The organism is Paraburkholderia sp. XV (assembly GCF_020177535.1).
Taxonomy (GTDB): domain Bacteria; phylum Pseudomonadota; class Gammaproteobacteria; order Burkholderiales; family Burkholderiaceae; genus Paraburkholderia; species Paraburkholderia caribensis.
In genome coordinates this window covers 1-12761 of record NZ_JAGUUD010000061.1, presented here as the reverse complement: position 1 = coordinate 12761, position 12761 = coordinate 1, and the positions used below count along the sequence as shown (strand labels likewise).

At 61.6% G+C, this 12761-nt stretch carries 11 protein-coding genes and 1 pseudogene; 9 read left to right on the top strand and 3 right to left on the bottom strand.

Annotated elements, in window-relative coordinates:
* The first annotated feature begins 1 nt into the window (after position 1).
* Positions 2 to 691, top strand: coding sequence for an EthD family reductase (locus KFO72_RS25160; protein ID WP_176054032.1), 690 nt, complete (start codon positions 2 to 4; stop codon positions 689 to 691).
* Between the two features lie 94 nt (positions 692 to 785).
* Entirely contained in the window at positions 786 to 1709 is a 924-nt protein-coding gene (locus tag KFO72_RS25155; protein ID WP_054931656.1) for a LysR family transcriptional regulator, read from the top strand.
* On the opposite strand, the gene KFO72_RS25150 is transcribed toward KFO72_RS25155, so the two are convergent.
* Both KFO72_RS25150 and KFO72_RS25145 read right to left on the bottom strand, forming a co-directional pair.
* Positions 1694 to 1879 (bottom strand): hypothetical protein, encoded by a 186-nt coding sequence (locus tag KFO72_RS25150; protein ID WP_054931655.1) that lies wholly within the window; start codon positions 1877 to 1879, stop codon positions 1694 to 1696. The genes KFO72_RS25155 and KFO72_RS25150 overlap by 16 nt on opposite strands.
* 35 nt (positions 1880 to 1914) lie before the next feature.
* Positions 1915 to 3099 (bottom strand): glycosyltransferase family 4 protein, encoded by a 1185-nt coding sequence (locus KFO72_RS25145; RefSeq protein ID WP_225033289.1) that lies wholly within the window; start codon positions 3097 to 3099, stop codon positions 1915 to 1917.
* A 1248-nt stretch (positions 3100 to 4347) separates the two neighbouring features.
* Between KFO72_RS25145 and KFO72_RS25135 the strand changes: the two genes are divergently transcribed.
* The 5 genes from KFO72_RS25135 (at position 4348) to KFO72_RS25115 (ending at position 9573) form a co-directional block, all read left to right on the top strand.
* Complete coding sequence (locus tag KFO72_RS25135) at positions 4348 to 5925, top strand: RICIN domain-containing protein (protein ID WP_225033308.1); 1578 nt, start codon at positions 4348 to 4350, stop codon at positions 5923 to 5925.
* Between the two features lie 248 nt (positions 5926 to 6173).
* Complete coding sequence (locus KFO72_RS25130; protein ID WP_054931652.1) at positions 6174 to 7304, top strand: glycosyltransferase family 4 protein; 1131 nt, start codon at positions 6174 to 6176, stop codon at positions 7302 to 7304.
* Positions 7305 to 7367: 63 nt separating this feature from the next.
* On the top strand, positions 7368 to 7616 hold the full coding sequence (locus tag KFO72_RS25125; protein ID WP_225033288.1) for a hypothetical protein: 249 nt from the start codon (positions 7368 to 7370) through the stop codon (positions 7614 to 7616).
* Between the two features lie 222 nt (positions 7617 to 7838).
* Entirely contained in the window at positions 7839 to 8876 is a 1038-nt protein-coding gene (locus tag KFO72_RS25120; protein WP_225033287.1) for a helix-turn-helix domain-containing protein, read from the top strand.
* Between the two features lie 118 nt (positions 8877 to 8994).
* On the top strand, positions 8995 to 9573 hold the full coding sequence (locus KFO72_RS25115) for a DUF4337 domain-containing protein (protein ID WP_054931650.1): 579 nt from the start codon (positions 8995 to 8997) through the stop codon (positions 9571 to 9573).
* Positions 9574 to 9582: 9 nt separating this feature from the next.
* Here the strand turns inward: KFO72_RS25115 and prpR are convergent, their stop codons facing one another.
* Positions 9583 to 11532, bottom strand: coding sequence for a propionate catabolism operon regulatory protein PrpR (gene prpR, locus KFO72_RS25110; RefSeq protein ID WP_225033286.1), 1950 nt, complete (start codon positions 11530 to 11532; stop codon positions 9583 to 9585).
* Between the two features lie 149 nt (positions 11533 to 11681).
* Between prpR and prpB the strand changes: the two genes are divergently transcribed.
* Positions 11682 to 12623, top strand: a complete 942-nt coding sequence (gene prpB / locus KFO72_RS25105) for a methylisocitrate lyase (RefSeq protein WP_197496925.1) — start codon at positions 11682 to 11684, stop codon at positions 12621 to 12623.
* 20 nt (positions 12624 to 12643) lie between these two features.
* Positions 12644 to 12761, top strand: a pseudogene (locus KFO72_RS25100) (2-methylcitrate synthase); the annotation flags it as partial.

Here is a 12761-nt window from a genome sequence, read left to right as displayed (position 1 = left end):
CGTGGAAGTGTGCTTCTTTCTGATTGGCGAACGCGGTCACGGGCGCGGCGCGTTCGATCGGGCGAATATCTCGCGCTTGCAGTCGGCCGCGCATGACGTGGCAGGTTTGCGGCGCTTCGTGCTGCATTTTCCTGCCGGGCGCGACGGGCACGACGCATCGGCACCGTTCTGCGTGACGCAATGGTATTTCGACGATCTCGAACGGCTCGAAGCCGCGCTGCAACCGGGCAGCGCAATACAGTCCGCCGCCGACAGCATCGCCGCAAGCATGGACGCCTGCACACTCCTCCAGCAGGCAATGGCCGTGCGCCATTTCCCGACGCCGCATGCAGTCGACGCACGAGACGAACGTTGCACCTACCTCGTCAGCTATGAAGGCGAAGCGGACGACTTCAACGCATGGCTCACGCATTATCTGACGCATCATCCACCGTTGATGACGCAACTGCCCGGCATTCGCGAACTGGAGATCTATACGCGCATCGACTATCGCTCGGCCTTGAAGTACCCGCGCGCAACGGCCATGCAACGCAACAAGGTCGTATTCGACGATGCCGCTTCACTCGACGCCGCGCTCGCGTCGCCCGTGCGTGCGCGGATGAAGGCGGATTTCGATTCGTTTCCGCCCTATAGCGGAGCCACGCCGCATTACCCGATGCACAGCATTTACGGTAATCTGACGCGCGAGTGAAAGCGCCGAACGCGGGCACGCGAGTTCGGTCCAACAGCGAGGCGCGTTCGACCGCAAACGGGTCGCGCGCCGCCACGGACAGGTTCCGGACGACATGACAAAGACGCACCCCGGCATCACGGACTTGAATCTTCTGCGCGTGTTTCTGGCCATTGCCGATCTGCGCAGCCTCACGGCGGCGGGCGCGCGGCTCGGACTCACGCAACCCGCCGTCAGTCACGCGTTGCGCCGCTTGCGCACGATGTTCGACGATCCCCTGTTCGTTCGCACGCCGACGGGCATGGTGCCCACCGACGCCGCTGTGCGCCTGCACGCGCCGCTCGCGCAGGCGTTCGGCATCATCAACGTCGCGGTCCAACAACTGGCGAAATTCGATCCAGCGACGGCACACCGCGTGTTCCGCGTGTCGATGTCCGACATGTCAGAGTTCTATTTTCTGCCACCGCTGCTCGCGATGATCGACAGAACCGCACCCGGCATACGCGTCGAGGTCGCGAACTTCTCCGTGGATGCCGTGAGCGCCGCGATGCGAAGCGGCGAGATCGATCTCGCGCTGGGTTATGTGCCGGGGCTGGACCCGGCGTGCATCAGCACGACGCTGTTCGTGGACGAGCATGTGTGTGTGGTGCGAGCGGGACATCCGCTACGCAAGCGCAATCCGACCAAGGACGACCTTGCCGCTTTACGTTATGTCTATGCGAGCACGAACGCGACCGGTCACCGGATGGTCGAGCAATGGCTGGAGGAATTGAATCTGCGCCGCGATATCGTGTTGCGGCTGCCGCATTTCGTGGTTGCGCCGGAGATCGTCCAGAACACCGACCTCGCTGTCATCTTTCCCAAAAGCATTGCGCAGCGGTTCAATCGAAACAAGGCGTTCCGAATCCTGCCGCTGCCATTTTCATTGCCCCCCATCGAAATTCAGGTGCACATGCATATGCAGTTTTCCGCCGACCTCGGCATCGCATGGTTGCGCGACGCCATCTGCCGCATGTTCTCGACTCAAGGCACGAGATAGCCCTTCACGAGTTCGTGGATCTCAGCGAGGGTGTCGATGGCCGCACGCAGATCGAGCTCGCTGTTCGCTTCTGCCAACGCCATGACATCCGCGAGCGCTTCGTCATGCTCCTCGGCCATCGTGCATAACTGGAACGGCGTGCGCGCTCCGAAGCTCTCCGGCTCATCCATGATTGTCTCCGTGTGCAATGGTGTCGCGATGTGTTTCACTCATGCTCTGCTCGCGAGATGACCTGATCGGAATCGAGCACGCAATCGGCAAGTTCCATCAGATTGCTCGCGAACGTGGCGGGTTTCCATTGCTCGACGGCGAGCCGCGCGCGGGCAGATAAACGTTCGCGCAGCACATCGTCCAGTGCCAGGGTTCGCATGCGCGCGGCGAGCATGTCCGCGTTGCCCGGATCGACGACATAACCGTTCGTCTCGTTCACGACCAGCTCACGCGCCACGCCGCATGTATGTGTGACGATCGCCGTTCGCGACGCCGCGAATGCCTCGTTGATGCAGAGTCCCCACTGATCGAACTCGCTGGCGAGCACGACGAAATCCGCAAGACCGTATATCGCAGGCATGTCGCCGTTGGGCAGGGCGTCGAGAAAGCGCACGCTCTTTTCGAGTTCGAGCCGCGATACGAGGGCTCTCAGCATGGATTCTTCCTGCCCCTGCCCAACCAGAACCAGTTCGATTGCATGATCCGCAAGACGGGAACGCGCAAACGCGTCGATGACGACATCCACGTTCTTGCGCGCTACGAAGCGGCTGACGCAGAGCACGTAGCGCTGCGGCAAGCCGCGCATACGGCGAACGTCGTCGGCAGCGGCATGCGCAGCCGCTGCGCGGCGCGAAAACTGGTCGACATCTATCACATCGAAACCGACCCGCGAGCGCCAGCGCGGAATGCCGAGAAACTCCGCGTAATCGCGATGCCGTTCTCCCGCGACCAGGGCGGCGTCGAAGCGGCGCACCAACGCGCGCTTCAGCCATTCCTTGAGGCTGCTGCGCGCGCCGTCGTCGGCCTTCGAGTCCGACATGTAGATCAGACCAAACGGTCTCGTGAACCTTCTGACGAAACAGAGCCACAACGAGTAAGGCGTGTCGTAGCCCAACGTGACCACGACATCCGGCTCGATCCGCCGGATGATCGCCGTGAGCCGCGCGAAGACATTCAGCCAGCGTCCGCCAGCGTCACTGACATCATTCTCCAAGGTGGTGACGCACTCGTGACGTTGCGCGAAAAACGACGCGCGCCGCGTTTGCGGAAACGAGTAGAAACCCGACCGCCCGAACACCTCGACCAGACAGACTTCATCGCCACGCCTCGCCGCAAGCCGCATCAGCGCTTCATAGCGCGGCACGTGGTAGTCACCGAGGTGACCGATAACGAACAGCATCCGCATGACGTCCTCAAAACACTGCTATTGGCAGAAACGCACGACGCGCAAACCCGTCGGGATACCGTTACTGAATTGTTCCAGACCACTGACGAACGCTGCGTCAGCGCCACTCACTCTATTACGGGCACAAGGCTGTGTTGGTGTGAATTGCCACTGACGACTGCAATCTGTCCATTAAAGGCTGCTCGATGAACTGCAATCCGCGATCGACCCGGGAGAACTCCGCTCTATTAAAGAAAGGCTCACAAATATAGACTGGCCTTCGCGCTTATACGGAATCAGTGACCGCAATGTTCTTTTTGCGAAAAAGATGATTGCCTTTCAAACAGTAAGAAAAAGACGGTTGTAATAGCAATAGTCAACAAACCGAGGCTACTTCATCCGTCCGATGCAGGCTCTCGGGGACAACACCAAGAAAAAAGGGACGATCGCAATCATATGAACACGTCGCCACTCGGGCTTTTCCGATTGTCACGCTATGTCCTGTTTGTTCTTTGCATGTGCTTCGTTCTCGTCGGGACTGCACGTGCGTCGTCCGCCGATTGCAGCGCGGGCACGCTCGTGACGGTCGTCGCACACCTCGATGACGATCTGCTGTTCGTCGAGCCCGCTATCAGCGAGCGGCTACGCGCGGGATGGTGCGTCACTACTGTACATCTGATCGGCGGCGCTAACGGTGCCAATTTCGCCTATGTGCAAAAGCGTGAGGAGGCCTCGCGACTCGCTTATGCGCGTCTTGCAGGAGTCGCAAATACATGGGATGAGTCGACAGTGCAAATAGCTGGCAAGCCGGTGTTCCAGCTCATATTGAAAGCGCAACCGCGCGTGCGGCTTCTTGAAATAAGGCTTCCTGGCGGCGCGGTCCGCGGCGGCCGCGCGCCGCTTGCGCTGCTCTGGGATCAGGGCGCAACACTCACAACCTTTCCGATGGGACATGGAGAATTGGCGGCAACGCGTTACACACGCGATTCGCTTTCCCTCGTTCTCAAAACGATACTGCAGGACGCGACGCGAATCGCGACGCTGAACCCTGATACGGTGCCGTTTATCGAGCATCCCGATCATATCTACGCCGCCCGCATGACACGCCATGTCGCGCAAACATCAGGGCGCGCCATTCCCATTGCCTTCTACACCACGTATCCGACAGGAACCTGGCCCACCACGCTGTTCGGCGAAGAAGCACAACGCAAGCGCGACATCGCGGCGAGCTACTTCTCGATCGACGGTGGCGACTTCGCGCATGTGTTCGGCGAGTACCAATGGGACGGCAACTGGATTTTGCGCAACTATTCGCGCCACGACACCACACTTCGCGCCAGGCCTGATTTTGTCGCCATTCCTTCTGTTCTCTTTAATACTGGCTCCAGTCAATGCCTGACGTCGCGAGGCAATACGCGCGGCCCCGAACTCGCGCCTTGCGACGGGTCGGTCAGCCAGCAATGGAAATGGGAACCGCGCGCCGCATATGCAGGCAACCAGCACAATGCGGCACTCGTGTCCGTCTCGACGGGGCAATGCGTCGCCGAACACGACGGCACACTCGCTGAAGAGCCATGCGAAGAATGGAATGTGTCGCAGCGCTGGACTCCGTGGGATTTTGGTCTGATATTCACACCCTCGCGCCGCTGCCTCGGAGAAGAGAACAACCGCCTTCGCATCAGAGGATGTGCCTCCATGACGACGCGCTACCGCTGGTCCACAGCGCGTCCGGCATGGTCCACTGACCTGCGTTTGACAGGCGCAATGTACGGCGACGTGACGGGAGACGGGACGACTTCTGCCGTCTACGTGCAAAGACGTTCCGACGGACCCGGCTTCGACATCTATGTTCAGACTTCAATCTTAAGCAAACCTGATGAGCCCGAGAACTGGTACGCGAATGCCGTGCGCTTCGATAGCCGCGCGACGATGCCGACATGCGGCGCCGACACGTTGTGTTTCGACAGCGCGCGCTTTCTGGTTGGCGACTTCGATGGCGATGGCCGGGCGGACCTCATGGTCGTCACGCCGAGAGACGGCGGGTCCGCCTTCTGGTTGTTGCGCAGCAATGGCAATCACTTTTCCGCTCCCGTTCTCTGGTTTCAAAGCGACAAAAGCATTCCGGCTGCACGCGTGCAGCAGTACCTTGCCTTTTCACCGAGAGACACATCGCGCGAAAAGATCCTCGTTGCAGTGCAGCGATCGGACCAGGCTGTCGATCTATGGACGATAAGCTCTGATCAGGCCGGGCATATCCAGCAGACAAAAGTGCCTGCCCCAAACAATCTGAATCCCAACGTGCAGTTGCTCAACGTGGGCAGCACTCGCAAAGACACGGCAACCTTCGTCGCCGTGCAATCCGCCGACGATAACCGTCGCGTGGCCGTGACCACATTCAGCGTCGACAAGGAACACTGGAGTTTTGGCGCGGCATCCGTTGTGCCCGCTCAATTCGAGCGTGACTTTACCCGCTTTACGAGCGACACCAGCGCCGACGCAGCGATTGTCATGACCGTGCCGCATTTCCAGGAACCCGGCGGCGTGGATGTATGGAAATGGCACGTACAGCATCGTGACACCGCGCCCGTCCTACTCGCCTATCTGCGCGATCTTCGGTGGCAGGACGCCGCGCCCGCCCTGCTCCGCGATAGAAACCGCACAGCGCTGGTCTTCTACTCGCGCGCGGACGCGATACTCGCCAACACGCTCTTCTCGGCCGGTAATGGTGAACTCGTGCGATACGCATTCAACGGGAACGACTTGCAAAGTATTCCGATGGAAGGTTTTCCGTTGCCAGCCGTTTACTCGGAAACGCTCTGGCTCGATCGCCTGGTTCAGTAGAGACATTGCAATCCTATGTTGAGGAGTGCTCCCACTCGCATTTCGGGGCGGAAAGGGAAAAGTTCTCCGAACGAGTACCCGTGTCCAGCAACAACTAGTGCTTGACCGAATCGCAATGTCTCGATCGACTATGGTATATCCACTCATGTCGGTTACTACAATTGACGATTGACCCACGCAACCGTGCACTGCAGGATAAACAAGAGACACGGTTCTCCAGGATCACGCCCAATTCGAGACGGTGAAAAGTGCGGATACTACAGGTCGTCTACGCGCCACGTTTGTCCGGTGCGGAGATTTTGGCAAAGGGTGTCGCAGTCGAGCACAGGGAGGCTGGCCACGCAGTCTGCATCGCGTCGATGCAGCCGCAAATGGCGGACTTCGATCTTAGCCGCAGCGAACTCGCGGCAGCCGACGTGCTGTGCGACTTTCCCGAATCGCCGCAAGGACGTATTGGGCGTCTCATGCATTTATGGCGCTGCGTACGGAAATTTCGACCGGACGTGATCATCGCGCACGCGACGCTAGCCGCACTCTATGTGCGTCTTCTTCCCATTGCCGCGCCAGTCGTCTATGTGATGCACTCGGGCTCCAATGACTTCGCCAACCCGAAACTCCGGTGGGCCGAGCGCATGCTTTCCCATCGCGCGAAGGCCGTGGTCGGCGTCTCGCCGCAGAATACGCTCGACTATCTGCGTGAAGTCGGGCCGCATCCGCTCGTCACGGTGATTCCCAACGGCGTGGATCTGCCGCGCTTCCAAACGCCCATGACTCCGTCGTCCGTGGCCGGTCGCGGCGCGTCACAGCAGATTGTTCAGTTGGGCCGCTACGTCGTCGACAAGGGACAACTGGAAACCATTCACGCGTTTGAACTCGTGCTGCAACAGGAGCCGGATGCGCGACTGGTGTTGCATGGCGTGATAGAAGATCCGGCTTACCACGATATGGCCGTGAATCTCGTGCAGCGTTTGAAGCTGGACGGGCGAGTGACGCTGTGCGGTCCAGCATCGAATGTCGCGGCTATTCTGCAGACCTCGCAAGTCTTTGCGATGCCCTCGCTCAGAGAAGCACATAGCATCGGCTTTCTCGAAGCGCTGGCGTCGGGTGTACCCGTCGTCGCGAGCCGCATTGCAGCATTCGAATTTGCCCGCGATTTCCCGGGCGTTTCGCTCGTCGACACGAAAGACCCTTCCACCTATGCGCGCGCACTGGTTCACGCGCTGCGCGTGCCCCGCGCGTACCGCGCGCTGGATGGCTATACGTTGCACGACACGGCAGAGAGCTACCTGAAGATCGCGCAAGCCATTCACAAAGACAAAGGGCGAGGCATTCGCGCGGAATCGATATCGGCGTTGGAAAGTAACGAAACGTCGATGTGAGCCTGGGAACAAGATCTGCTGTCCAAACGTTTTGCCATTATGTACATGCCCAACGGAACCACCATGAGCCTCACATCCAGCCAGCAGGACAGCTTCGGCAGCGCGCTTCGTATGCTGGTGAGCCAGCAACGCGACACCCTGCGGACCATACTCGCGCTCTCGGACCCAACGCGCCAGCACGATGCCGCGTCCGCGCGCGCGGCATTGGACCAGATCCTTCACGCCGCCGGCCGTTGCCATTCGACCTATCGCGCGATGCTCGTCGAAATCATGGCGACGCAGCAGAGAGGCTGCGTTTCTCGCGAAAGCTGAGAAGACGTCAGCCAACTGTCAGCGAGTGATCTGCAGATTGCGAGCACGAGTATGAATGCGCGATTCACTGTCAATGGGGGAACACTGCTGTTCTTCGAAAATTCATCGCGTTGCGTGCGCTCGCCGACATTCGCTGATCGATTTATCGAGGCAGCATGACCAGTTAGCGAGCAAATGGGAGCCTTTCTCGCATAGGCATCGCGCGGAAGGCTTCCCGTATCGGTGTCGGTCCTCGATGATCTGGTCCTGTTCATTCAGGTTGGGGAAGAAATGATGTCGACACGTCAGTCTCCAGGACTCGAAACGCAAGCTGCCGACGGCACGGACGTGATTCCCCGGCGACTGCGGCGCATCGCTGTCGTGCTGTTCGACGGCTTCGACCTGCTGAGCGCCAGCGTCATCGCCAATGCATTCGAAGCCGCGAGCGAGTTGTCGGCGCGCGGCCCCATCCAGTGGTTCTATCAGATCACCACGCTCTCGGACCACGACGGGTATATCGCCAGTGCCGCCGCGTTGCTCGTCAGTGCGGAATCATTCGATATGCACACCGGCCACGAATTCGACGCGATCTTCGCGATTGTCGGCGCGGATGCGTGCATCGACTCGCGCGCCATGCCGCTTATTGCGTGGATCAACCGCGCGCGCTCGAAGGCGGCCGACGTGCGGCTCATCGGCGCGCCGCTGCCCGGTCTCGATGGTCACGCGTACAGCGAACAGAATGAACAGGAACGTGGTTCGCAAGGAAGCGCGGCGCGCCTTTCCGGCGAATGCAAAATGAGATCGCAAAGTCTCCATGACGCGCTCACAGGCGCGTTGAAGCTGATTCGCCGCGACATGGGCGACAGCATGGCGCGCCGCGTCGCCGAAGGTCTGTCGATCTGCTCGCACGACGTGCTCAATGCGATCTTCGAGGATGTGGTCGGCAGCACGCCCGCGGAGAAAGTGCGCGCGGCCGCGCACTGGCTGCAGGATAACTGCCGCCGTCAGGTCACGATAGAAGATGCGGCACAGGTCGCCGCGATGAGCGAGCGCAGCCTCCTGCGTCACTTCAGAAGCGAACTCGGCATGACGCCTTCCGACTATCTGATGCATGCGCGGCTTCAGGTCGTCTGCAATCTGCTGATTGAAACCGACCTGCCCGTCGACAAGGTGGCGAAGCGCGCGGGCCTGACCAGCGGCGACCATCTCGCGCGCAGTTTCCGGCGGCATATGAAGACTTCGCCGACGGAATATCGCGCGCAGCGCAGGCTCCAGTGCTGAATCGCGCGTCCAGCTCTGCAGCATAGCGAATTGCCGGGATACAACACCGGCTCGTTGTCGCTTTTTTACCCGGCGCACGCTGCGGTATGCTTACGGCTTTTCGACTTTTCGCACCACGATGTCAGACGAATACGAAGTGCACGGCCCGCATGATCATGCGATCGAGCATGCAGGCGGCCATGGTGGCGACCGCAACGCTTCGCGCCTCGCTGTCATGACGGCCGTTCTGGCGAGCGTCGGCGCGATTGCGGCGTATCAGAGCGGCGCCAACGAAAACCAGGCGCTCTTCTACAAGAACGAGGCAGCGATCCTCAAGACGGAAGCCGCAAACCAGTGGGCCTACTATCAGGCCAAGGGCGAGAAACAGAATCTCGCCGAGCTGGGCGCCGCGCTGACCGATCCGGCGTCATCCGCGCACGCAAAGTTCGTCACCGACACGCAGCGCTACAAGACCGAGAAAGAGCCGATTCGACAGCAGGCGGAGACGCTCGAAAACCAGGTGAAGAAGGACAATGAAGTGAGCGAGGCGTTGCAGCATCAGCATCACCGCTGGGCACAGGCAACGACGCTCATTCAGATTTCCATCGCGCTGGCCGCGATCACGCTGCTCACGAAAAAACGCTGGCTGCAAAAGCTCACGATCGGTATGGCCGTCGTGGCAGTGGGTCTGTTTGCCACTGCACTCATGGGCTGGTGAGCACGCTGCTCATTGAATTGCGTTCAGCTTGCGCCACAGCGTGGTCTTGCTGATACCGAGCGCCTTGCACGCGGCGTCGCGGTCGCCGCCGCACGCTGCCAGCATCGCGCGTATTTCGTCCGCCTGGACATGACGGCTGCGCTCGCGCAACGTCAACGCATCCTTCTTTAGCGGCGCCGGTGACGCGGCCAGTTCGGGCGCGACGACATCGAGCATCTCACGCGTGAAGACGTCGGCGGTGTCGCCTTCCGTGTCGGCGAGTTCGACGGCGATCCGCTCGATCACGTTCTGCAACTCGCGCACATTGCCGGGCCACGCATAAAGGCGCAACGGTTCGCCGATCTGCGCGAGCACGCGCATCGCCGCCCCCAGATCAGAAACGCGCGCCGCCAGCCTCGGCTCGCGCGCGGCCGCCTGCAACAGCAGTTCGGCGGCGAGCGGCAATACGTCCGTCGTGCGCTCGCGCAACGGCGGCAGCGCAATGCTCAAAATGTTCAGCCGGTAGTAGAGATCGGCGCGAAACGTCCCGGCCTCGATACCTTCCGTCAGCGCACGGTGCGTCGCAGCGACCACGCGTATGTCGACACGCGTCGGTTCCGTCGAACCGAGCCGCACCACTTCGCGTTCCTGCAACACGCGCAGCAGCCGGCTTTGCAGCGGCAGCGGCATTTCGGCGATTTCATCGAGAAACAGCGTGCCGCGATGCGCGGCTTCGATCAAGCCCGCCTTGCCGCCCTTGCGCGCGCCCGTAAACGCGCCTTCCTCATAGCCGAACAGCTCGCTTTCCAGCAAGGCTTCGGGAAACGCGCCGCAATTGATGGCGACGAATGCGAAGTCGCGCCGCGCGCTCAGCCGATGCATGCTCTGCGCGACCATTTCCTTGCCGGTGCCGCTTTCGCCGAGTATCAGAACGGTCGCGTCGGATTTTGCGTAGCGCCGCACCAGCGCGCGCACGCGCTCGATCGACGGACATTCGCCGACCAGATCGTCGAGCCGGTAGCGCGCGGTGAACTGCTGTCCGCGCTGCCGCGAACGCAGCGTGCGATCGAGCCGTTCGACAGCGCGCGATTCCTGGAACGTCAACACCGTGCCCGCCGCATGGCCCGCGCCCGCCAGCGGCCCGCGATGCACGAGATAGCTCGTGCCGCGCACGGACACCAGCGTATCGCCGTCGGCATCGGGCAGCGCACTGGCGAGATCCGGCGCCAGCCTCTGCAACGGCACGCCAGCGGCGCTCGCCGCGTCGATGCCGAGCACGTCCGCAAGCCGCTGATTGATCGCTTCGACGCGTCCCTGCGCGTCGAGTGCGACAACGCCATCGCGCAGGTGCTGCAGCAGGTTATCGAGGCGCTGGCGCCGCACGCCCTCCGCACGCGTAGCCTGCGCGACTTCGAGAGCGGTGTCGAACGCACTGCGCACCGACGTGCGCGAGTACAGAAACACAGCGCCCAGGCCCGCGCGCTCCGCCAGATCGGTCACATGGCCCGGCCCGACCACGGCATCGACGCCGCGTGCCTGCAGCTCGCGCACGCAGTCCTCCGCGTCTTCCGTCGAGCGGTACGACGCGAAGATCACGTCGATGCCGTAGGCGGCCGTGAAGCGCTTCACCTCGTCGGGCGTCTCGCCGTGCGTGACCAGCGCCACCGAATTGCCGTCGCGCCGCGCGCGCGCGAGCGCCTGCATCACGTCGAAACCCGTCGGCGTGATCGCGACGACGGGGACGTCGACGCGCGCCTTCAGGTACGCGGCGTTCGAGCCGCCGGCAACGATCACGTCGGGACGCTCCGCGCCCGCCGCGTCGATTTCCTGCATGGCGTCGTCGAAGCCGCGCGCCACCACCCGTAGCTCCGCGCGGCCCGCGTACTCGCTGGCGATATCGACGAACAGATCGCGCAGACGGCTGATGCCCATCGCCCAGATGCGCGGGCGCGGGCTGGAAATGGTGGAAGGCGTGCTCATCGGAGCGATCCGGTTCAAAAGCGGTGGGATGTTCCATTATGCGCGCCTAATTTCATAACCGAAACCAACGATTTCACTTTTGAAATTTCCGCGAACGTCCGTGCAGATGTGTGCCCCGCAAAATCAGAGACTTAGCGACGCCGCACCGCATGGCACGCCACTTGCAGATAAAGCCGCGCAAACAACGGAGCCTCACAGTGAACCCAGCCAAACAACCCACCAGCGCCGGCGCGGCATTCCGCCAGGCCGTCGCAGAAGGACAACCGCTGCAGGTCGTCGGTGCGATCAACGCGTACGTCGCAAAGATGGCGGAAGCCGTCGGCTTCAAGGCGCTGTATCTGTCGGGCGGCGGCGTTGCCGCGAATTCGCTTGGCGTACCCGATCTCGGCATCAGCACGATGGACGACGTACTGACGGACGCCCGCCGCATCACCGACGCCACCAACCTGCCGCTGCTCGTCGATATCGACACGGGCTGGGGCGGCGCCTTCAATATCGCGCGCACGGTCCGCTCGTTCATCAAGGCGGGCGTCGCGGCCGTTCACCTCGAAGACCAGGTTGGCCAGAAGCGCTGCGGGCATCGCCCGAACAAGGAAGTCGTCGCGACGGAAGAGATGGTGGACCGCGTGAAAGCCGCCGTCGACGCGCGCACCGACGATCAGTTCGTCATCATGGCGCGCACCGATGCCGCCGCCGCCGAAGGCATCGATGCCGCGATCGAGCGTGCCGTCGCGTATGTCGAAGCAGGCGCGGACATGATCTTCCCCGAAGCGATGAAAACACTCGACGACTATCGCCGCTTCAAGGCCGCCGTGAAGGTGCCGATTCTCGCGAACCTGACCGAGTTCGGGTCGACGCCGTTCTTCACGACGACGGAACTGCGCGAAGCGAACGTCGACATTGCGCTGTACTGCTGCGGCGCGTATCGCGCGATGAATGCGGCGGCGCTCAATTTCTACGAAACCGTGCTGCGCGACGGCACGCAAAAGGCCGCCGTGCCGACGATGCAAACGCGCGACGATCTGTACAAGTACCTTGGCTATCACGCGTACGAAGACAAGCTCGACGCGCTGTTCGCCGCACACAAGTAATGGCACCTGGAGGAAGACACATGAGCGAAGCAGACAACGGCGCAACGAGCGCGGGCGCTTTCAAGCCGAAGAAATCCGTGGCTCTGTCGGGCGTGACGGCGGGCAATACCGCGCTGTGCACGGTCGGCAAGACGGGCA

Bases quoted from the DNA above. Each gene is read 5' to 3' on its own strand.
- KFO72_RS25115 (WP_054931650.1), top strand. From the start codon at position 8,995: ATGTCAGACGAATACGAAGTGCACGGCCCGCATGATCATGCGATCGAG.
- KFO72_RS25125 (WP_225033288.1), top strand. From the start codon at position 7,368: ATGAGCCTCACATCCAGCCAGCAGGACAGCTTCGGCAGCGCGCTTCGT.
- KFO72_RS25155 (WP_054931656.1), top strand. From the start codon at position 786: ATGACAAAGACGCACCCCGGCATCACGGACTTGAATCTTCTGCGCGTG.
- prpR (WP_225033286.1), bottom strand. From the start codon at position 11,532: ATGAGCACGCCTTCCACCATTTCCAGCCCGCGCCCGCGCATCTGGGCG.
- prpB (WP_197496925.1), top strand. From the start codon at position 11,682: ATGGCACGCCACTTGCAGATAAAGCCGCGCAAACAACGGAGCCTCACA.
- KFO72_RS25145 (WP_225033289.1), bottom strand. From the start codon at position 3,099: ATGCTGTTCGTTATCGGTCACCTCGGTGACTACCACGTGCCGCGCTAT.
- KFO72_RS25150 (WP_054931655.1), bottom strand. From the start codon at position 1,879: ATGGATGAGCCGGAGAGCTTCGGAGCGCGCACGCCGTTCCAGTTATGC.